This is a genomic window from Anabaena sp. FACHB-595 (assembly GCF_048568275.1).
GTDB lineage: Bacteria > Cyanobacteriota > Cyanobacteriia > Cyanobacteriales > Nostocaceae > Trichormus.
In genome coordinates this window covers 3271977-3292385 of record NZ_CP183473.1, presented here as the reverse complement: position 1 = coordinate 3292385, position 20409 = coordinate 3271977, and the positions used below count along the sequence as shown (strand labels likewise).

General features: G+C 38.4%; 19 protein-coding genes and 1 tRNA gene. 12 read left to right on the top strand and 8 right to left on the bottom strand.

Going from position 1 to position 20409, the window contains the following annotated elements; translation table 11 throughout:
* Positions 1 to 20: 20 nt before the first annotated feature.
* The 3 genes from ACN222_RS13490 to ACN222_RS13480 all read left to right on the top strand — a co-directional run bounded on the left by ACN222_RS13490 (position 21) and on the right by ACN222_RS13480 (position 4934).
* The gene (locus ACN222_RS13490; RefSeq protein WP_010996854.1) at positions 21 to 407 is read left to right on the top strand and encodes a DUF2358 domain-containing protein; all 387 of its coding nucleotides are present in this window, start codon (positions 21 to 23) and stop codon (positions 405 to 407) included.
* A 240-nt stretch (positions 408 to 647) separates the two neighbouring features.
* A complete protein-coding gene (locus ACN222_RS13485; protein ID WP_010996853.1) occupies positions 648 to 1835 on the top strand; it encodes a TRC40/GET3/ArsA family transport-energizing ATPase in 1188 nt (395 codons plus the stop codon).
* 336 nt (positions 1836 to 2171) lie between these two features.
* On the top strand, positions 2172 to 4934 hold the full coding sequence (locus ACN222_RS13480) for a GAF domain-containing protein (protein ID WP_419756860.1): 2763 nt from the start codon (positions 2172 to 2174) through the stop codon (positions 4932 to 4934).
* Between the two features lie 750 nt (positions 4935 to 5684).
* Here ACN222_RS13480 and ACN222_RS13475 read toward each other — a convergent pair.
* The 5 genes from ACN222_RS13475 to ACN222_RS13455 form a co-directional block, all read right to left on the bottom strand.
* Positions 5685 to 6905, bottom strand: coding sequence for an ISL3 family transposase (locus tag ACN222_RS13475; protein ID WP_010996851.1), 1221 nt, complete (start codon positions 6903 to 6905; stop codon positions 5685 to 5687).
* 165 nt (positions 6906 to 7070) lie between these two features.
* The gene (locus ACN222_RS13470; RefSeq protein ID WP_126987825.1) at positions 7071 to 7514 is read right to left on the bottom strand and encodes a hypothetical protein; all 444 of its coding nucleotides are present in this window, start codon (positions 7512 to 7514) and stop codon (positions 7071 to 7073) included.
* Positions 7515 to 7584: 70 nt separating this feature from the next.
* A complete protein-coding gene (locus ACN222_RS13465; RefSeq protein ID WP_010996849.1) occupies positions 7585 to 8028 on the bottom strand; it encodes a hypothetical protein in 444 nt (147 codons plus the stop codon).
* 28 nt (positions 8029 to 8056) lie between these two features.
* Positions 8057 to 8542 carry a hypothetical protein gene (locus ACN222_RS13460; RefSeq protein ID WP_010996848.1) on the bottom strand — a complete coding sequence of 162 codons (486 nt, stop codon included), beginning with the start codon at positions 8540 to 8542 and terminating at the stop codon, positions 8057 to 8059.
* Positions 8543 to 8685: 143 nt separating this feature from the next.
* Positions 8686 to 9579, bottom strand: a complete 894-nt coding sequence (locus ACN222_RS13455) for an IS982-like element ISNsp1 family transposase (protein WP_010996820.1) — start codon at positions 9577 to 9579, stop codon at positions 8686 to 8688.
* A gap of 506 nt (positions 9580 to 10085) precedes the next feature.
* Here ACN222_RS13455 and ACN222_RS13450 point away from each other — a divergent pair.
* Positions 10086 to 10879 (top strand): IS5 family transposase gene (locus ACN222_RS13450; RefSeq protein ID WP_419756859.1). Its coding sequence is split into 2 segments (ribosomal slippage): positions 10086 to 10425 and positions 10425 to 10879, totalling 795 coding nucleotides; the frame shifts between segments, so codons are not numbered across the junction.
* A gap of 125 nt (positions 10880 to 11004) precedes the next feature.
* On the opposite strand, the gene cas12k is transcribed toward ACN222_RS13450, so the two are convergent.
* Positions 11005 to 13029: a type V CRISPR-associated protein Cas12k gene (cas12k, locus tag ACN222_RS13445; protein WP_010996846.1), complete on the bottom strand. Its 2025-nt coding sequence runs from the start codon at positions 13027 to 13029 to the stop codon at positions 11005 to 11007.
* 1 nt (position 13030) lies between these two features.
* Between cas12k and ACN222_RS13440 the strand changes: the two genes are divergently transcribed.
* The 8 genes from ACN222_RS13440 (at position 13031) to ACN222_RS13405 (ending at position 18822) form a co-directional block, all read left to right on the top strand.
* Complete coding sequence (locus tag ACN222_RS13440) at positions 13031 to 13177, top strand: hypothetical protein (protein WP_158303716.1); 147 nt, start codon at positions 13031 to 13033, stop codon at positions 13175 to 13177.
* A gap of 281 nt (positions 13178 to 13458) precedes the next feature.
* Positions 13459 to 13605, top strand: a complete 147-nt coding sequence (locus ACN222_RS13435; RefSeq protein ID WP_158303715.1) for a ribbon-helix-helix domain-containing protein — start codon at positions 13459 to 13461, stop codon at positions 13603 to 13605.
* Between the two features lie 197 nt (positions 13606 to 13802).
* Complete coding sequence (locus ACN222_RS13430) at positions 13803 to 14240, top strand: type I restriction-modification system subunit M N-terminal domain-containing protein (protein WP_010996844.1); 438 nt, start codon at positions 13803 to 13805, stop codon at positions 14238 to 14240.
* A 3-nt stretch (positions 14241 to 14243) separates the two neighbouring features.
* Complete coding sequence (locus ACN222_RS13425) at positions 14244 to 16217, top strand: N-6 DNA methylase (RefSeq protein WP_199315966.1); 1974 nt, start codon at positions 14244 to 14246, stop codon at positions 16215 to 16217.
* Positions 16214 to 17491, top strand: a complete 1278-nt coding sequence (locus tag ACN222_RS13420) for a restriction endonuclease subunit S (protein WP_049942447.1) — start codon at positions 16214 to 16216, stop codon at positions 17489 to 17491. The genes ACN222_RS13425 and ACN222_RS13420 overlap by 4 nt, the downstream gene beginning before the upstream one ends.
* 65 nt (positions 17492 to 17556) lie before the next feature.
* Positions 17557 to 17793, top strand: a complete 237-nt coding sequence (locus ACN222_RS13415) for a type II toxin-antitoxin system Phd/YefM family antitoxin (protein ID WP_010996841.1) — start codon at positions 17557 to 17559, stop codon at positions 17791 to 17793.
* The gene (locus ACN222_RS13410) at positions 17790 to 18179 is read left to right on the top strand and encodes a type II toxin-antitoxin system VapC family toxin (protein ID WP_010996840.1); all 390 of its coding nucleotides are present in this window, start codon (positions 17790 to 17792) and stop codon (positions 18177 to 18179) included. The genes ACN222_RS13415 and ACN222_RS13410 overlap by 4 nt, the downstream gene beginning before the upstream one ends.
* Before the next feature lie 103 nt (positions 18180 to 18282).
* On the top strand, positions 18283 to 18822 hold the full coding sequence (locus tag ACN222_RS13405) for a type I restriction endonuclease (protein WP_010996839.1): 540 nt from the start codon (positions 18283 to 18285) through the stop codon (positions 18820 to 18822).
* Here ACN222_RS13405 and ACN222_RS13400 read toward each other — a convergent pair.
* Positions 18809 to 19702 (bottom strand): IS982-like element ISNsp1 family transposase, encoded by an 894-nt coding sequence (locus ACN222_RS13400; RefSeq protein WP_010995738.1) that lies wholly within the window; start codon positions 19700 to 19702, stop codon positions 18809 to 18811. The genes ACN222_RS13405 and ACN222_RS13400 overlap by 14 nt on opposite strands.
* 456 nt (positions 19703 to 20158) lie before the next feature.
* Positions 20159 to 20231, bottom strand: a tRNA-Ala gene (locus ACN222_RS13395).
* Between the last annotated feature and the right edge of the window lie 178 nt (positions 20232 to 20409).

The following is a 20409-nucleotide window of genomic DNA, read 5'->3' as shown; positions in this document are numbered from 1 at the left end:
TGGTAATTGGTAATGCGTGAATGAAAATTATTGAAATTCTTAAGCAAGACTATCAGCGATTTCCCGTGAATCAAACTTACAGCATTTATGCAGAAGACGTTTATTTTCAAGACCCACTAAATAAATTTCGTGGGATTACACGTTATAAACAAATGATTAATTTCATGCAAACTTGGTTTTTAAATATCAAAATGGATTTGCATGATATTCAACATTTAGAAGACAAAATCAAAACCGAATGGACGCTGAGTTGGAATACTCCCGTACCTTGGAAGCCACGTATTTCCATCTCCGGTTGGAGTGAACTAGGTCTTAACTCCAAGGGTTTGATTGTCTCTCATATTGATTATTGGCAATGTTCCCCCTTCGATGTCATCAAACAACATTTCTTCCAGGTAAATAATTAGTAAGATTTGATTGCCAATAAATAATTCGTAACTTAAAAATTAAGATAGTAGTCCAACCCACTCTTAATCCTTTTTCTGCGCCCCCTCGCCTGTACGTGAGCTAAATTACCCATCACCCATCAACACCCAATGATTTCTTGACAGTAGACCCACTCAAACTGCACTTATTCCCTGCAAACCATCGATAATAGAGATAACGTAAATAAATGTAAACAATTCTCAGGCAGGGCATAATCATCCATGCGAGTAATCTTGATGACAGGGAAAGGCGGCGTAGGTAAAACCTCGGTGGCTGCTGCAACTGGGCTGCGGTGTGCAGAATTAGGCTATCGGACACTGGTCTTGAGTACAGACCCCGCTCACTCATTAGCAGACAGTTTTGACATGGAACTAGGCCATGCACCAAAACAAATCCGTCCCAACTTGTGGGGTGCAGAACTAGATGCACTGCAAGAACTAGAAGGAAACTGGGGTGCGGTGAAGCGCTACATTACCCAAGTTTTGCAAGCTAGGGGTTTAGATGGAGTGCAAGCGGAAGAATTAGCCATCCTACCAGGCATGGATGAGATTTTTGGCTTAGTGAGAATGAAGCGCCACTATGATGAAGGTGATTTTGATGTATTAATTATCGACTCTGCACCTACTGGTACAGCATTGCGCCTCTTGAGCTTACCAGAAGTGGGCGGCTGGTATATGCGGCGTTTTTACAAACCATTCCAAAATATCTCAGTTGCGTTGCGTCCATTGGTTGAACCTATATTTAAACCAATTGCTGGGTTTTCCTTGCCAGATAAAGAGGTGATGGATGCGCCTTATGAGTTTTATGAACAAATTGAAGCTCTGGAAAAAGTATTAACAGATAATACACAAACTTCTGTGCGTCTTGTTACAAACCCAGAGAAGATGGTTATTAAGGAATCCTTACGCGCTCACGCATATTTAAGCTTGTATAATGTTGCCACAGATTTAGTTGTGGCTAATCGCATTATCCCTGCGGAAGTACAAGATCCATTCTTCCAACGCTGGAAACAAAATCAGGAAGAATACCGTCAAGAAATTCATGAAAATTTCCATCCTTTACCAGTGAAGGAAGTGCCACTTTTTTCCGAGGAAATGTGTGGTCTGGCGGCTTTAGAACGCTTAAAAGAAACCCTGTATAAAGATGAAGATCCAACTCAGGTATATTACAAAGAAACCACTGTCAGAGTGGTGCAAGAAAATAACCAATACAGTTTAGAATTGTATTTACCTGGGATTCCCAAAAACCAAGTTCAACTCAGTAAAACTGGAGATGAATTAAACATCACTATTGGTAATCATCGCCGCAATTTAGTGCTACCACAGGCTTTGGCAGCATTGCAACCATCAGGAGCAAAGATGGAAGATGATTACTTAAAAATCCGTTTTGCTGATAACGTGAAACTTTAAATGGTTGAGATATAAAAGCAACCACAATACTGATAAATCCTGAAATATGCCTGAAAGAAGACACGATGTTAAGCGTGTCTTTTCTATTTTTAATTCTAATTAGTATGTAAATAATTAAGATATATTTATTCCGCTTAAATTTGCTTTTTTCTTTGCCTTATCTTAATAAAATATGTGAATTTCCGAGGATAAATATTTATATAAATAACCCGTGATTTTATTCATGATATTTTGACCGTACTTTTACTGTAGACAATGTAATATTTAAAATTTAAAAATATTTTTATATTTGTTAAGAATATCGTGATTTTCCTGAACTTAATTTAAAGAAAAGCAATGTCACCGACCGCTAAACCAAATTCTCAGGTTAGTCTCAATCAAGAAAGTGTACTACGTCGTATTACGGCTCGGATTCGTCAATCCTTGGAGTTGGAGGATATTATCACAGCGACAACGGCAGAGGTGCGCGCTCTCTTGGGAACTGACCGAGTGATGATTTATAAATTTCATCCAGATGGAAGCGGTCAGGTTATTGCTGAGTCTATTTATGAAAATCGTCTACCCTCATTGCTGGGCTTGAATTTTCCGGCTGATGATATTCCACCCCAAGCCAGGGAACTTTTGGTCAAGTCTAAAGTACGTTCTATAGTTGATGTTGCTACGGGGATGATTGGTCAAAGCCCTGTGCATGACTTAGAAACGGGGGAATTAATTTCCGAAGACATTTGTTACCGCCCTGTAGACTCTTGTCATGTGGAATACTTAACAGCAATGGGTGTGAAATCTTCGGTAGTCGCGCCTATTTTTTGCCAAGATGAACTGTGGGGACTGTTGGTATCTCATCATTCCGAAAACCGGACGGTTTCAGAGGATGAGTTGGAAGCTATGCAGATGATTGTAGATCAACTTGCAGCAGCGATCGCCCAAAGTCATCTCCTCACCCAAGCCAGAAAAAAAGCCCAAAAAGAAGCCATCATTAACCGCATTATTACCCTACTGCACTCATTACCCACCATTGTCTTAAAGCCAGCTTTAGAAGCAGCTGTTGGGGCTTTTGCTGGTGTTGGTGGTAGGCTGTGTTTAAGAAATCAAGCTGTTGAGTCACAACACGTTGTTCTTCGGAGTTTAGCAGAGTGTTTAATTCCAGGTAGTAACTGCGTTCAACTTTATACCTGTGGACAACAGCCTATCACCCCAGAACAAACTATCTATCCGCTCATTGAACAGTATAGGGTCTGGCAGGAACACTACACATCTCATCATGATATCTGGGCGATCGCTGATATTTATCAAGATTCCACGTTACGTAGCTTGCAAGCTGTTTTTCAACCAACTAAAATTCGCGGCATTTTAATCATTCCTCTAGAATATCGTCAGCAGTTACTAGGTTATTTAAGTATTTTCCGCAATGAGATAGATACCGAAACTCTCTGGGCCGGACGCATTGATCAGGATCAGAGGCAAATGTTTCCTCGTGTATCATTTAATTTATGGCGTGATGCCAAAAAGTCACAAGCTCAAGAATGGACAAGCGAAGAGATTGAACTAGCAAAAGAAATCGGTCAACACTTTGCCTCAGCCATTCAGCAGTATGAACTATATCAACAAGTACAAGCCTTTAACGAAAACTTAGAAAAACAAGTCCAGAAACGCACTCTTGAACTACGCCATACATCAGAACAACAACAAGCAGTGTTTGGTGTAATTTCTAAGATTCGTGAATCGCTAGATACTAACACTATTTTTCAAATAACTACTAAAGAAGCTTGCCAATTAATTAAAGCGGATCGGGTTTCTGTATATCGCTTTGATAATGAATGGGGTGGCGAATTTGTTGGTGATTTTGAAGCCACTAGCCCTCACTGGTCAAATGAATCAAAAATAAGTATTAATACCGTTTGGAACGACACCTACTTACAAAACACACAAGGAGGACGCTATCGCTACAATGAAACTTTTGCCGTAGATGACATCTATAAAGTGGGATTTACTCAATGTCATGTTGAAAATCTAGAGCAATTTCAAATTTATGCTTTTGTCTTGGCTCCTATCTTTGTTGGTCAAAAACTGTGGGGTTTACTAGCAACTTATCAACATTCTGGCCCCCGTCAATGGAAACCTTCAGAAGTTAACTTCCTGACTCAAATTGCTGCCCAACTAGGAATAGCACTACAACAAGCTGAACTACTCAATCAAACCCAGCAACAGGCTCAAAAGTTAACTCAAGCGCTGCACCATTTGCAACAAACCCAAACTCAACTCATCCAAACAGAGAAAATGTCTTCATTGGGTCAATTAGTAGCCGGAGTAGCCCATGAAATTAATAATCCAGTAAACTTTATTTATGGAAATCTCAGCCATGTAAGTGAATATGCTCAAAATTTACTCACTATGCTGGAACTTTATCAGCAAGAATTACCCAACCCTAGTGTAGAAATTCTAGAACAAGCAGACGAAATCGATCTAGAGTTTTTAGCTAAAGATTTACCCAAAACTCTCTCCTCTATGCAAATTGGTGTCGAGCGCATCCGCCAAATTGTTATGTCTTTACGGACTTTCTCTCGCCTTGATGAAGCAGAAATGAAAGCCGTAAATATTCATGAGGGTATTGATAGTACCTTGTTGATTTTGCAACACCGCTTGAAGGCCAAGCCGGAAACTGCGGGGATTAAACTTACCAAAAAATACGCTGAGATTCCCTTGGTAGAATGCTACGCCGGACAGATGAATCAAGTATTTATGAATGTTTTGAGTAACGCCATTGATGCTCTAGAAGATTGTAAGGAAACAAAATCGCCAAATCATAATGGTGAAATTATCATCTCTACTAGCTTTGGTCAAATTAGAGACAGTATTCAAAGCATAGTAATTCGGATTATGGATAATGGCCCTGGCATACCAGAGGATTTGAGACTCAGAATATGCGATCCATTCTTTACTACAAAGCCAGTGGGTAAGGGTACAGGTTTGGGTTTGTCTATTAGTTACAAAATTGTAGTAGATAGACATGGTGGGGTTTTCAAATGTGATTCTCAACTAGGTTCAGGTACAGAATTTTGGATTGAAATTCCAATTCAACAAGTTAATGGTAATTGGTAATTGGTCAATTCTTAAGTATGAATTACAAATACTATAGAAATCGTACTTGAATCTTGCTAGGTATACTGAGAACAAACCTTTTGCTACAACAATCATAAGTTGTCCAAACTGACAACCAATAGTTTGTGACTTTACACATTGCGACAACAACCATTAGTTGTCCAAAGTGACAACCAATAGTTGACCAAGATGGACTTTGAAATGTTCATTCTTTAGTTATGGCGATCGCAGCAGAAAAACCTATCAACAAGTATTAAGTGACCATAAGTTGAAATGCTAGGCATTAATTGACTAAAAATTGTAAATTAAAAATCTATAAATTTGCGTTTGATTGTGTGTGCTTGAAACTATGGCTTAGCCAGATGCTACGCCGGATGCTAATTTTTTCGTGAGTGCGCTCCTAAGCTGTTAGACATTTACCTTGCATAACATGGGTGGGCCAGATTCCCACCCTACAATAGCTTGAGTTAAACTTTTTTATCACTTCACAGAAAGTAGTGGGTTTTTTGAGCATGGAGCAGAAGCGGTTCATGCTGGTATGGGATATAAACTTTCAGACTATCGATCTTTTCTGAGTAACTACTGGAGTAGTATAATGTGTTCCTAACTAGTGTTAACAATAGCCTAAACTGGATTGCCAGTCTAACCAAAGTAGTTGGCGATGACAGCAAGGACAATTTTGCACAAGAGGATGTTGATGTATTAAACAAACTTTAACATCTTTAAATCTTTCTGGTTCTTCAGTTAATTTTATGGAGAATTAATAGTAAAATGCCAGTTTAACAAACTGCGTAATCTGAAATTGGTAAAGTTACGAAAGCCATATCCAAGTCTTTTAATTAACTTGAGTTTATTATTAATTCCTTCTACAGCACCACTTGTGGTTCTTCCGTCAAAATAACCGACTATTTCACCAAACCATCTAACTATTGTACCTATACTTTTCGGGAAATATGAAAGTGCATCATACATCCAATCCAATAGTTTTATTATACTATCTCCCCAGGATTTAGTTGTTTCAAATATATCTCGAAATTGTTCTTTAAGTGAGTGCATTTTGGCGAGATTTGGCGACACCTCTTGCACAGATTTTAATTTTTCTCTTTGCTTTTCATTTAGAGAGTCTTCATTTTTAATAATCGCATATTTACTCTTATTCAATGCCTCTAATATTCGCTCTTTTTCTGATTTATTATCTAGCGATATAGCTGCTTTATTTTCAGCTTTACGCATAGTATCTAATTCGTCATTTACTTGTTTCATTACATGAAATCTATCAGCAGTTATATTAGCATTTGGCATTAACTCTTCTACTAAATTTTTATAAGGCAACCAGAGGTCAATGCTCACTTCTTCAATTTGATTAAGTATCTCAACTCCCCAACTGACAAGTACTTCACGAATATCTTCTATTCGTCTTGATTGCACTATCTCAATTGGTTTATGAGTATCTAAATCCACTAATATTGCTAAGTAGTTTCCTTTTCCTTTAACTAAAGCTATTTCATCTATACCTAACTTTTTTACCTGACTTAGGTTAATGTTTAATATGTGCGAGACTTGCTTTTTTAACATTGATTCTACTTCTTCATCACTTAATCCATTTCTTTGGGCAACACTCCGGATATTACTATTTAATACTTGTTGAACTATGTCGGTCGCTAATCTTTTAGTATATCCTTTACTTTTATCTACAAAGTCTAGTTGTTCGCTAAATACTTTTTTACACTTATGACATTTAAATTGCCGACGATTTATTTTTAATAACACTGGTTTTTTATTCCACGGTAAATCATGAATTATTCGCCAGTGATTTTGATGTATACTGTGAGTCATTTGACCGCACCAAGGACAAGTCGAATAGTTCACACTTTTTTCTATCGTTATAATTATTTCTTCACCTTCAAGTTCTTGAAAATCTAATACTTTCATATCGGGAAGATTCAGGATTTGTTCTACTGGAAACTTCATAGCGATCGCCTAAAACTTTACTATATTATAATATAGATGATAATTTTAGAGTTCTTTAACTATGCTTGATATTTACTAAATGCCTATGTAATCTATCTTATAGGCATTGATATCACTAAATTATAAGTTATTAAAATCAAGTCAATTCTAATAAACACCATAAAACTACCGGAAGAACCAAAACTTTTTCCAAATACTACTATTATCTATATTAGTAATCCAGTTTTGTGTAATGTCTTCTGTAGCACTTTTATTGCGGGGTATCCATGTAGCAGAAATAGAAAGACTAGACTGTGATTCAAGAGATTTAAAGTATATGGGATAACGATTTCTATCGGTTGAATATTGCTCCTTCTTTTTTTCAACAAACTCTAAAACATTCATTGAACTAGAAATGAGACCAAGATAACCAAATTCGCTAAATTCTTGTAGTTCATCAAGAATTTTTTTGGCAAAAGGTGATTCAAAATAGTTTGATGCAGGAATGACAACCTTGTCTGAACATAGAAGGAAGGCTAATCTAGTAGACAAGCGAAGTTCTTGATATATTTTTTTAGAAATTTTCCCTGATTGTTTGATACCAAATAAAGTGATTAATTCATTATCCAAAAAGTGTAGCAGTATCTTGCCTATCATTCATTTGTTTACTTTGTCTAATCAGATTTTTTGGGAAACTGAGTTATTTAGTTTTAGAGTAAATACAGGAATTGTATTGTTCTATTAATGAATTAATATTTCCTTGAAGTGGTTTTATATCCCAAGCAATCAATTCATCTTTGAAACCCTCATATATATCATAGAGAAGGAATATTTGCCTTTGTTTATAAAATGCTATAGCAATCTCTGCAAAGGTATTAGCACCTATATAATTAGGAATATAATTTTTGGTAGGATTGACTACTAAAATTGCAAAAACATTATTATTGATAATTTCTTCAAAATGCCTTTTTGAGACTTTTCTTTTGAACTCATTAAATTCATCTCTTGAAAGGTGTTTGATTAGTTCTCCCTCATTTTCAGGAACTAGACAAGGAATGTTATTTTTTATTAAAATGTTTTGGTATTTTAACATTTCCTCATAATTAGACATACTACCGCATATTACAATATGTTTTTTTTCCATACTAACACCTATAAATTATGTACCTAATTTAATCTTGATACTTTCCTAAGAATAAATCATTATGTAACTTTTCTGAAAGTGTTTTACTTCCAGCCTCTAAAGTTTCAGGTAATTTTCCATTAGTTAAGAAATATTTACTAAAATCTTTTGGACTCCAAATAGAATTTTGTGGCAAAAAAATAGGTAAATCTTTTGGAGCTTCACTGAAAAATAATTTTATTTTACGTTCTACAACTCGTCCTATTTCATATGCCGTAGTACGTCCAATATAACCGTTAGGACAAAATGTATACACAAAACTTGATCTTAAGATTCTATGAAAAGCTATGAGTTGTATTTCCACAGGAGAGTAGTTTAAGTCATCACTTTCAAGTAATACAAATTCCTCATCTGGGTTTATAACTTGTGATTTTGTGGGAGAAAGAATAAAAATTCCTACACTTTCAAATAAATCTATAACCCCCCTAATTTCTCTGTAATATTTACGGAAGCTGCCAATGATAGAACCCTGCATAATTTGTTGAACGTTTTACATCTTTTTTAAAAGATTAATACTATCCTAATAAATCACTTTTTATTTTAACGAGTTTAGTATATTACCATGAAATAATTATTTTCAGTTAATTATTAAATTACTAGTGTTACGCCATGTGCGACTTAATATTCTGTAACAAGATCGTCGAACTGAAGAGGGTCACAATTGTGGCGATTAAGCCAGAAACAGACGGTATGAGCTAAAATCTTGCGATTGAGCCGACTGGTAAGATGCCACATATCTCTCGCTCGAATCTTCTCTATATGAAATCTCTCAACTAATTGACCAATTACTGTTTCAATTAGGCGACGAAAGCGTTGCATTAATCGCACTGAAGATCGGCTACGAGAGTCAGACATATTAGAACGCAAAGGGGTTTGTAAAGTAATACCCACTTCTTTAAGTTCTCCTGACAAGAACTGACTTAAATAGCCCTTATCTCCGATTAATAAACCTTTAATTCGCGTGATTAAATCCCAAAGTGCGTCCCGTTCACTGCCATTTGCCGGAGTCAGGGTAAACCCACTAATAACTCCTGTGCCACTAACGATTAAATGCCCATGAAACCCATAGTACGTCTGTTTTTTAGCAGCACAAAAACCATAATCTGCAAGGGATTTAAAACTTCGGCAGTTGGGAGCGCGACTCAAGCCACACAAAGGTATTGGTAATCCATCAATCAAATGAAGTTGATCAGAGTATGCTCCTAAATACTGTGCTAATTTTTGTTGTATGAGTTCCTTGTACTGCCAACAATTAGCTGCTTGACGAATAAAAGCATAGCGACTCTTTAACTGAGGAAATAGCCCTAACCAGTGACGGTGAAAGTATTTCCAAATGTCTTTGTCAGCATCTATTCCCAAAAACTCTGCCACTACTTCCATTGTTAAAACTTCACTCTCCCTTAAACTCGGAGCAAAACCTCGTCTCTTGATTGGGTATATCTGGGTGATTTCCATCCGCACGTCGTCAACACAGCAAAATACGGCAATGATAAACTCTTCAATAGAAAACATTTTTCCCGCATTCCATTCACTGGTAACGATTTTCTCGCTCCAGTGCGGATTGTGGGAATTTTCTTTTCAATCGTTCATACACCTCAATTGTGTAACGAAACAATAAGTCGCACATCGCGTAAAGTAAGAGGTAGAAAGTCACTGTAAAATCAAAATCGAAGATTTAGATCATACAGGCCGCTCTGGCACCCAACACCAAGCTAAAAGAGTTTGATGTCAAGAGCTAAGGTTCTGGGCTGTTTGAAACCCTAACACCTTATACTTCCCATGCGTCTCGGTGCGAGTCCTTTCTCATCTAAAAGCAGCATTTACTTACCCAAGCAATTACTGCTAACAAACACTTAGATGATCGCACAGGTAGAGTTGGCAGCCACCAGGGCCAGAAAGAATACGCTTATCCAAGCGTTAAACTAAGAGGCTATTTATAAAGTAAATCTAAAGGAGAGCCATCAGATAAAAAGGCAGCGATAAGATACTGTTTGTAGAGTGTATTTACATAGGAAACAATGAGACGAAAGTCTTATTCTACAGACCTTAATGACTCAGAATGGGCAATTTTAGCTCCTTTGATTCCACCCGCTAAATGCGGTGGGCATCCCCGAACAACTGATATGCGAGAAGTATGCAACGCTATCTACTACCATCTGAAAACAGGTTGTCAGTGGGATATGCTTCCAGGGGATTTTCCTCCTAGTTCAACTGTTTACAGCTACTATCGTAAATGGCAAAAACGAGGTATCTGGGAGCAAATGAATCATACTTTGCGCGATCAAGTTCGTCAAAAAATGGGGAAGTCAACTCAACCCACGGCGATCGCGGCAGACAGCCAGTCGGTAAAAACGACTGAAAAAAGGGGGATGTGTACGGTTTTGATGGTGGCAAGAAGGTAAAAGGACGAAAGCGGCAAACTTTGGTTGATAGTCTGGGACTTTTGTTAAAAGTGGTTGTAAGTGAAGCAAATGCTGGAGAAAGATTACTTGCCGCCTATACTTTGATGGAACTGTTAGAAGAGCGTCCAGAATTACTGGAAAAAGTTGAAGTCATCTGGGTTGATTCCGGCTATGACGGTGATAAATTTGCGCTCTCTGTTTGGCTGATGATTCAAGCTCATGTTGAGGTAATCCGGCGTACTAATCAAGAATTTCAGGTTTTGCCCAAACGGTGGGTAGTAGAAAGAACATTTGGCAGGTTAAACCAGTACCGTCGTCTCAGTAAGGATTATGAGCGTCTCCCAGAAATGAGTGAGGCTGCCATATATGCCGTTATGACTCGTATTATGCTACGTCGTCTAGTCGTCTAAAGATTTACTTTATAAATGGTCTCTAACCCATTCTTACAGTATCTACACAAAGGGGTGATACTGTCGCATCATAATAGATGGCACCGATTTAATATTTAAAATAATACAATCTTTAGGGGGAAATTTTATCTATCAATAGTATGAATCCTGCATTGATAGGCAGACAATGCTAAATCCCTCGCTTGTGCTTGCAGAGTGTCATAAGATAGCTGAATACCAAATTCAATACTAATTTTCAATTCAGCAGCTTTTGACTTTATGGATTCTTGAAGTCTGTTGTAACTCCAATTATGTACCTGGCGATTATATTCCTTGACATATAATTTTTGTGCATTGACATTACCTGGAAACTTGGTTTCAGCTTTTGCTTGAATTACACTGGTGCGAATTTCCTTCATATCTTTTAATTTGGGTAGGACAATGCAAATAGCCTGATATTCCTTAGCGACTTCCACTATTCTCTTTGCTAGTAATTTATCCACATATTCCCCTAGTTTTGATTCCCCTAGATTACAAGGCGAATCTTTTTTCTGAGCTTTTTTCCTCTCTTTACGGAAATGTATTTGTTGTCGTCGCATACGGCTTAATAGATGAAAAGCATTATCTAGTAACTCGTTGATTGTCTTATAGGCTATGACTTTTTGAGTGGTTGTATCAACTACAGCAACTGTTGCTAATTCCACTGGATGAAAACTAACGCCAACAATCATGTTAGATAGACCTTGGTAAATTGGCTGAATAGGACGATTGAAAGAATTATTCAGTCGAGACAATGAAGATTTATTTTTCTTCAATTGTTTTTGTTGCTGTTCATCTAGATTTTCAGTCTCTTCTGCTTGTTCAACTTGTCTTTGTATTTTATTTATCTTTTCTTTTCTCGCCTCTTCAGTACCTTCTGCTGTCCATAAACGAGTATCATATGTACAATGTAAAGATAATTTGTTAACTTTCCAAGGTTCACCCTTGCCTTCACCTTGTTGCCATAACAACTGTACACAGCGTAGTGTCACCAGGCTTCCTGAGAGTTTTACTTCTCCTTTCTCGCTCTCTTTCCAAGCCTTATGGTCTTCTAGGAACCTTTCAAAAAAATGACGCTGGCGTTTATTACAACAAATTTGAAAGTGATACTTAGACCAACCATTAAAGTATACAAAAATCTTTCCATCTTGATTTTTATACCAAGTTAAATCACTGTATAAATAATCTATTGGATATGGCAAATTTGATATTTTTCTCGATGCGTCAGCTATCCAATTTGCAAACTCTTCATTATTTTTAGGCACTTGATTTATTAACTTATCAAATGCCTCAAGATATCTGGCTCCAGTGATATCTCTACCATTAGGTAATCGACTATCTTGAATCTGCTTCTCCAAGCGTTTAATTTCTATTTCTTTCTCGGCACGACGCTCTTTTAATTTGTTTAAATCTTCTTCTGTATCACTAATTTTAGTATAGTTCTTTATCAGGTAAGTAACAGCACAGCGTATTATTGTATCCTGTGTTGTTTTGTGAATTTCGTATAAAATCTCTATTACGCTTTTTGATATGTTTTCTTCTGTAGTTTTTTCTTGAGAATTTAAAATATTATTTTTTGCTGTATCACTATTTGAAGCATTAATGTTTTTTCTAACTCGTTTTTGAATAGATTTAGTAGGTTTATCCTTGGGATTATCAATAGTAATTTGCCTGAGAATATCTTGTGGATTAGAAATGATTTCCTGTGCTTTAGCCCGTAGAATTTGTAAATCACAATTACTCTCTTCTACAAGCTCGATGTCACTTTTGAGTATATTGTTGAGAAAATACTCTTTGCCTTCTTTCTGCTTTTTTCTTTTTTGGTATAAAGTCAGCCATGCTGAATAAACTTCTTGCACTAAGTTGTCCACCGATGAGTAAAGGCGACCTGAATCTTGAGTCAGAGATTTACGTAAGTTTGTGATTTCTTTCTTCGTTATTTTTCCGTTTTCTTTATTAGTTTCAAATTCTGGTTGTTCGCTCACACTCTTCAGCAATTCAACAATTAAAGGAGTATTTTTTTGAGTCATTTCTTCCCATACTTTACGAAGTACATCTTCTTTGGTATGCAGATGACATCGTATAGTTCTTAGGCTTGGACTCTTGGAACCCTTTTTACGATCGCGGCTCATAGTGACAATATCTCCAGCAAATACACCCTTTTCTATTTGTGTGACTAAAATCAATCACCTATTTACCTTCACTAGGCAACGATCGCACTTGACGCGATCGCCATACAAAAATCTCGGTACTTTTGCAGCAACTTCTCAAATCTGCTGATGACTTTGTAGATTTGGGAAGTTCTTCATCAATGCAAACTCATTAATATTGCTGAAGCCGCACATAGCGTGAACTTTCGAGGTAATAGCTAAAGGCATTAAACATTGCCACACGTTTTATTAATGTTCGGCAATGTTTCTAATCTAACATATAAACATTGCCACACATTGTTAAACTTTATTTAGCCCTGTAGCAAGGTTGTGAAGGTATGATGGTTGGACTACAAATCGTTTTTGATTTGATTACAAATCGTTTTATTGTTGATGAGCCAGAGCGATCGCGTGCAAACTTCGATATATTTCCCCAAAGATATCCACGATGCTTTGGTGAGATGGGCGCAGGAAGAAGACCGTCCCATCAGTAATCTGGTTGTGCGGATTGTGAGTAAGGCTGTTGAGGAGCGAGAGAAGCAAAATCCGCCGCAATAATATGTAGCTGTTGTATTTACGCCAATTTGAGCATTCCTGGTATACGATATATCCTCAGCCACTACATGAGCTAAGTTCTTGTGCGTGGTATGTTATTGGTTCTTTGCACGATGTAAAAACTTCAAGGCAAAGTGTCAGACGGGCTTGAGAACGTCTGGCAAAGTTGATCGGGGGAGGTCTTTTAAAGGCTACACGAAATGGCAATTAAGAAAAGTGAACTATATAGTTCGTTATGGAAAAGCTGTGATGAACTGCGGGGTGGTATGGATGCCTCGCAGTATAAGGATTATGTACTGGTTTTATTGTTCGTTAAATATGTATCTGATAAATACGCTGGTGTCGCAGATGTGCTGATTGAAGTGCCTGAAGGTGGCGGATTTCAGGATATTGTGGCGCTAAAAGGACAGAAAGATATCGGGGATGGTATCAACAAAATTATTACCAATTTAGCCGAAGCCAATGATTTAAAGGGTGTCATTGATGTCGCTGATTTCAATAATGCCGACAAGCTGGGTAAGGGTAAGGAAATGCAGGATAGGCTTTCCAACTTGGTGGCGATTTTTGAAACCCCTGCTTTGAATTTTAGTAAGAATCGTGCTGATGGTGATGATATTTTAGGCGATGCCTATGAGTAACTGATGCGGAACTTTGCGACACAATCAGGTAAAAGCAAGGGTCAATTTTATACTCCGGCGGAAGTTTCCCGTGTCATCTCTCAAGTTATTGGGGTTAATTCAGCCCAAAGCCAGAGTCAGACGATTTATGACCCGACTTGTGGTAGTGGTTCTCTGTTGTTAAAGTCGGCGGATGAAGCGGAACGGGGCTTAACTATCTACGGGCAAGAGATGGACAACGCTACCCGCGCCTTGGCTCGGATGAACATGATCCTGCACGGACACCCTACTGCTGAGATTTGGCAGGATAATACTTTATCAAGTCCTTACTTCAAAGATGCGGATGGTAGCCTGAAAACTTTTGATTTTGCTGTGGCTAATCCTCCCTTTTCCTCCAAGGCTTGGAGTAATGGACTTGATCTAGCCAAGGATGAGTTTCAACGGTTTGATAACTATGGGATTCCTCCAGCTAAAAATGGGGACTATGCTTTTTTGCTGCACATGGTTCGCTCTCTGAAAAGTAATGGCAAAGGAGCGATTATTCTACCGCATGGGGTGCTGTTTCGGGGGAATGCGGAGGCAGAAATTCGGAAAAATCTGATTAGTAAGGGCATTATTAAAGGGATTATTGGGCTACCGCCGAACTTGTTTTATGGCACAGGGATACCAGCCTGCATTATTGTGTTAGACAAAGAAGATGCCGAGAATCGCCAAGGCATTTTTATGATTGATGCCAGCAAGGGATTTGTTAAAGACGGCAATAAAAACCGTCTGCGGGAGCAGGACATTCATAAGATTGTTGATGTCTTCAACAAACAGCTTGAGGTGGCGAAGTATTCGCGGATGGTTCCAGTTGAGGAAATTGCGGGGAATGAGTACAACCTGAATATTCCGCGCTATATCGACTCTCAGGAAGAGGAAGATATTCAGGATATTGAGGCGCATCTGTTGGGGGGGATACCCAAGCGAGATATTGAGGCTTTGAGCGATTACTGGCAGGTTTACCCGACGCTGCAACAGGAATTATTTGAGGCGGCCGATCGCCCAGGATACCTGATGCTCAAAATTCCAGGCTCAGAAGTCAAAGCTTGTATTTTTGCCCATCCTGAATTTATCAGCTATGGGAAAGACATTCAAGCGGTTTTTGAGACGTGGCAAGGGAAACACACGCCTTTGCTGAAAGCCATCCAGCCGGGAGATAAGCCCAAGGCGATTATTTACGCGCTCTCGGAAGACTTGCTGCAAGGGTTTACGGGTAAAAGTCTGATTGATAAATACGATGTTTACCAGCACCTAATGACTTATTGGGTGGAAAGTATGAAAGATGATGTTTATATTTTGGTTGAGGATGGCTGGAAGGCAGAACTGAAAGCGGTGACGAATAAGAAAGGTGTAGTAACAGATTATGTCTGCGAACTGATTCCGAAGGAGTTGATGATTAATCGCTATTTTCAAACTGAACAGGCGGCGATCGCAACTTTGGAAACGAAAAAAGATGAAATTGTTCGCCAGCAGGAAGAACTGCAAGAAGAACATGGCGGTGATGATGGTTTGCTGGAGGAAGTCACTAACGATAGTGGGAAAATCACTAAAGCGAACATTAATCTTCGGATTAAGGAAATTCAGAAAAATCCTCTTTTTGCGGATGCGGATGAGTTGAAAGTTCTAAAGTCTTATTTGAAATTGATTGAGTCAGAAGCGGAACTTAATAAAGAAATTAGAGAGGCTACCCAATCTTTACATAATCAGGTGTTAAAAAAATATCAGGAATTAACAGAGGATGAAATTAAAAACCTAGTAGTTGATGATAAGTGGATGCAGACGTTAAGACAGGCGATCGCTTCTGAGATGGATCAGATTTCGCAACGGTTGGCGCAGCGAATTCAGGAATTGGCTGAACGGTATGATACACCTTTACCGGAGTTGACGAGTCGGGTGGATGAGTTGACGACTAAGGTTGAGGGGCATCTTCAGCAGATGGGGATTGTGTGGTTATGAAAACAAATTTTCCTGAAAGCTATCAAAAAACAGAGTTTGGAATCGTACCTAATGATTGGAAGATAAGAAAGTTAGTAGAATGTTGTAATAAAATTACAGACGGAACTCACGATACACCAAAACCACTTGCTCAAGGAATACCATTTTTAACTGCTATTCATGTGAAAGAGGGTTTTATTGATTTCAATAATTGCTATTATTTGCCCCAAAGTATACATGAAAGTATTTACAAACGATGTAATCCAGAAAAGAATGATGTGCTTATGGTAAACATCGGTGCAGGAGTAGCTACAACTGCACTAATCGATGTTGAATATGAATTTAGCCTTAAAAATGTTGCATTATTAAAACCTGATAAGAATAATTTAATCGGTTCTTATTTAAATTATTGTCTTTCTCTTAATAAATTTAGAATTACCAATCAGCTTCTAAGTGGAGGAGCGCAACCGTTTCTGTCTCTAAAACAAATAGGTGAAATTTCAATTCCTATCCCTCCAACAATAGAAGAACAAGAAGCGATCGCCCAATCCCTCAGTGATGTCGATGCCCTGATTACAGAGTGCGATCGCATCATCGCCAAAAAGCACAACACCAAGCAAGGCACGATGCAGCAACTCCTCACGGGAGAGAAACGCTTGCCGGGTTTTAGTGGCGAGTGGGAGGTGGAGGAATTTGAGCAAGTTCTAAAAGTGGTAGATGGAGATAGAGGAGATAATTATCCAAGCAATGATGAGCTTTTTGACAATGGATATTGCTTGTTTTTAAGTGCCAAAAATGTCACAAAAGGAGGGTTTAAGTTTTCGGATTGTACTTTTATAACAAAGGAAAAAGATAATTTATTAGGAAATGGAAAGCTATGTAAAAAAGATGTGGTGTTAACAACTCGTGGGACTGTAGGTAATATTGCATTTTTTGATTATTCTGTCCCCTTTGAAAATATTCGGATAAATTCGGGAATGGTAATTTTAAGAAGTGAAGATAAGAATTTAGACAATAGTTATCTTTATAGTTTTTTGAAATCACATCTTTTCCAAACTCAGATTGATAGGGCTGTATTTGGAAGCGCACAACCACAATTAACTGTAAAAGGGATTAGTAAATTTAAAATTCCCGTCTCTTCTCTCCCTGAACAAAAAGCGATCGCCCAAATCCTCAGCGACATGGATACAGAAATCGCAGCCTTAGAACAAAAGCGCGATAAATACAAAGCCATAAAACAGGGCATGATGCAAGAACTTCTCACCGGAAAAACGAGACTAATTTGCAGTTCTTGATCAACGTTAGAGTTTTCAACCGCCAATCTCTAGAATAGAAGCAAGAACAAAAGCTAAACCTTACTATGGAACACATTGCTACCAGCGAACTGCCTGAAACCCTGCAACAAATATTTGCAGAAATACAACGCACTAAAACACCCGTAACCGTCACCCATGACGGGGAACCCTTAGTCATTATCTATCCCGCCACCCCTCAACCCCAACGCCCAGCATTTGGCGCAATGAAGGGTAGCGGCGAAATATTGGGAGACGTAATTGCTCCAGTAATCCCTGCTGCCACATGGGAAGCACTCCAGTGAAGCTATTACTTGATACCCACATCTGGCTTTGGTATTTGCTGGGTAACGAACGCCTATCTCCTGGGCTTCAAACCACTATTGCAGCAACAACAACCGAACTTTGGCTCAGTCCAATTAGTATCTGGGAAACGCTACTTTTAGCAGAAAAAGGACGAATATCTTTACAGCCTAATCCAGTTGCATGGGTCGATTTAGCCTTAAATACCCTAGAAATTCGTGAAGCTCCACTTAACCGCCACATCGCTATTTTAAGCCGTCAGATTCAGCTACCACATCAAGACCCAGGCGATCGCTTTATTGCTGCTACCGCAGTTCACCACCAGTTGACCTTAGCTACAGTCGATACCAATCTCACAGGTACTTCCTGGTTACAAACATTAAGCTAGACAGAAAATTCACGGATGACACAAATAGAGATGACATAGTTTGATTAACAGTGTCATATTTAAAGCTGAGTAAATCCGTGATTATCACAGTGAGAGAGTTGCTATGAGCAAGGTCGGACAACGCGAACGCCAAACCCAAAACCGCATTGTGCAACTATTCCAGCAACAATTAAAATATCGCTATCTGGGTGATTGGCACGACCGACCTAACAACAGCAACATCGAAACGGAAATCCTCAGCACCTTCCTACGCGACAAACAAGGCTACAGCAACAGCCTGATCACCAAAGCCTTGTATGAACTCAACAAAGTCGCAGGCGATCAAAGCAAAAGCCTTTATGACATCAACAAACAAGTTTATAGCCTCCTGCGCTATGGGGTTAATGTCAAAGAAGAAGTTGGCGAGAACACCCAAACCGTTTGGCTGATCAACTGGGAAAAACCCCTAGAAAATGATTTTGCGATCGCCGAAGAAGTCACAGTCAAAGGCGAAAACACCAAACGCCCAGATATCGTACTTTATGTTAATGGTATTGCGATCGGTGTACTCGAACTTAAACGCAGCACCGTTTCCGTCTCTGAAGGCATCCGCCAAAACCTAGATAACCAAAAATCACGCCATGTGCGACTTAATATTCTGTAACAAGATCGTCGAACTGAAGAGGGTCACAATTGTGGCGATTAAGCCAGAAACAGACGGTATGAGCTAAAATCTTGCGATTGAGCCGACTGGTAAGATGCCACATATCTCTCGCTCGAATCTTCTCTATATGAAATCTCTCAACTAATTGACCAATTACTGTTTCAATTAGGCGACGAAAGCGTTGCATTAATCGCACTGAAGATCGGCTACGAGAGTCAGACATATTAGAACGCAAAGGGGTTTGTAAAGTAATACCCACTTCTTTAAGTTCTCCTGACAAGAACTGACTTAAATAGCCCTTATCTCCGATTAATAAACCTTTAATTCGCGTGATTAAATCCCAAAGTGCGTCCCGTTCACTGCCATTTGCCGGAGTCAGGGTAAACCCACTAATAACTCCTGTGCCACTAACGATTAAATGCCCATGAAACCCATAGTACGTCTGTTTTTTAGCAGCACAAAAACCATAATCTGCAAGGGATTTAAAACTTCGGCAGTTGGGAGCGCGACTCAAGCCACACAAAGGTATTGGTAATCCATCAATCAAATGAAGTTGATCAGAGTATGCTCCTAAATACTGTGCTAATTTTTGTTGTATGAGTTCCTTGTACTGCCAACAATTAGCTGCTTGACGAATAAAAGCATAGCGACTCTTTAACTGAGGAAATAGCCCTAACCAGTGACGGTGAAAGTATTTCCAAATGTCTTTGTCAGCATCTATTCCCAAAAACTCTGCCACTACTTCCATTGTTAAAACTTCACTCTCCCTTAAACTCGGAGCAAAACCTCGTCTCTTGATTGGGTATATCTGGGTGATTTCCATCAGCACGTCGTCAACACAGCAAAATACGGCAATGATAAACTCTTCAATAGAAAACATTTTTCCCGCATTCCATTCACTGGTAACGATTTTCTCGCTCCAGTGCGGATTGTGGGAATTTTCTTTTCAATCGTTCATACACCGAACTTGTGTAACGAAACAATAAGTCGCACATCGCGTAAAGTTATAAGCTTTAAGCCTAAAGCAGGGTGACTTTTAGATTGTTTATATTGTGGTCGGCTGTTTAGCCAAAACTAAACTATAGACTTTGGTACTAAAAGCAACTGTGTATTTAACTGACACTTGCGTCGCTTAAATTACTGGATTTTTCCTGCTTAAACCTTCCAACTTACTTTTTGGACAATAATTCTTTAAAACTGGTTTCAACTTTGGACAATAATTCTTTGAAACTGAATTAACTGCTGAAAGTCAAGGAAACACGCAATTCATGTCTCTTCACAGGGTAAAATTGGACAATAATTCTTTAAAACTGACAATAAATATTTAATGTACAAATGGAGTTAAGCGGATTCGAACCGCTGACCCCTTCAATGCCATTGAAGTGCTCTACCAACTGAGCTATAACCCCGAATTAACTTTTAATTATTTTTTTTATTTTTTTATGGCATTCTGCCATTGTATGCCATAATCGAGCAATTTAAACCAAGTATTACTTATTTATAAATACTTAAACATTATTAAAACTTATGTACATTAGCATAATGCTTATTATATTAGACTCATCCGCAAATGGTAAATACCTAGTG

Excerpts from the sequence above, each read along its gene's own strand:
- ACN222_RS13490 (WP_010996854.1), top strand. The coding sequence starts at position 21 with ATGAAAATTATTGAAATTCTTAAGCAAGACTATCAGCGATTTCCCGTG.
- ACN222_RS13485 (WP_010996853.1), top strand. The coding sequence starts at position 648 with ATGCGAGTAATCTTGATGACAGGGAAAGGCGGCGTAGGTAAAACCTCG.
- ACN222_RS13480 (WP_419756860.1), top strand. The coding sequence starts at position 2,172 with ATGTCACCGACCGCTAAACCAAATTCTCAGGTTAGTCTCAATCAAGAA.
- ACN222_RS13475 (WP_010996851.1), bottom strand. The coding sequence starts at position 6,905 with ATGAAGTTTCCAGTAGAACAAATCCTGAATCTTCCCGATATGAAAGTA.
- ACN222_RS13465 (WP_010996849.1), bottom strand. The coding sequence starts at position 8,028 with ATGGAAAAAAAACATATTGTAATATGCGGTAGTATGTCTAATTATGAG.
- ACN222_RS13460 (WP_010996848.1), bottom strand. The coding sequence starts at position 8,542 with ATGCAGGGTTCTATCATTGGCAGCTTCCGTAAATATTACAGAGAAATT.
- ACN222_RS13455 (WP_010996820.1), bottom strand. The coding sequence starts at position 9,579 with ATGTTTTCTATTGAAGAGTTTATCATTGCCGTATTTTGCTGTGTTGAC.
- cas12k (WP_010996846.1), bottom strand. The coding sequence starts at position 13,029 with ATGAGCCGCGATCGTAAAAAGGGTTCCAAGAGTCCAAGCCTAAGAACT.
- ACN222_RS13430 (WP_010996844.1), top strand. The coding sequence starts at position 13,803 with ATGGCAATTAAGAAAAGTGAACTATATAGTTCGTTATGGAAAAGCTGT.
- ACN222_RS13425 (WP_199315966.1), top strand. The coding sequence starts at position 14,244 with ATGCGGAACTTTGCGACACAATCAGGTAAAAGCAAGGGTCAATTTTAT.
- ACN222_RS13420 (WP_049942447.1), top strand. The coding sequence starts at position 16,214 with ATGAAAACAAATTTTCCTGAAAGCTATCAAAAAACAGAGTTTGGAATC.
- ACN222_RS13415 (WP_010996841.1), top strand. The coding sequence starts at position 17,557 with ATGGAACACATTGCTACCAGCGAACTGCCTGAAACCCTGCAACAAATA.
- ACN222_RS13405 (WP_010996839.1), top strand. The coding sequence starts at position 18,283 with ATGAGCAAGGTCGGACAACGCGAACGCCAAACCCAAAACCGCATTGTG.
- ACN222_RS13400 (WP_010995738.1), bottom strand. The coding sequence starts at position 19,702 with ATGTTTTCTATTGAAGAGTTTATCATTGCCGTATTTTGCTGTGTTGAC.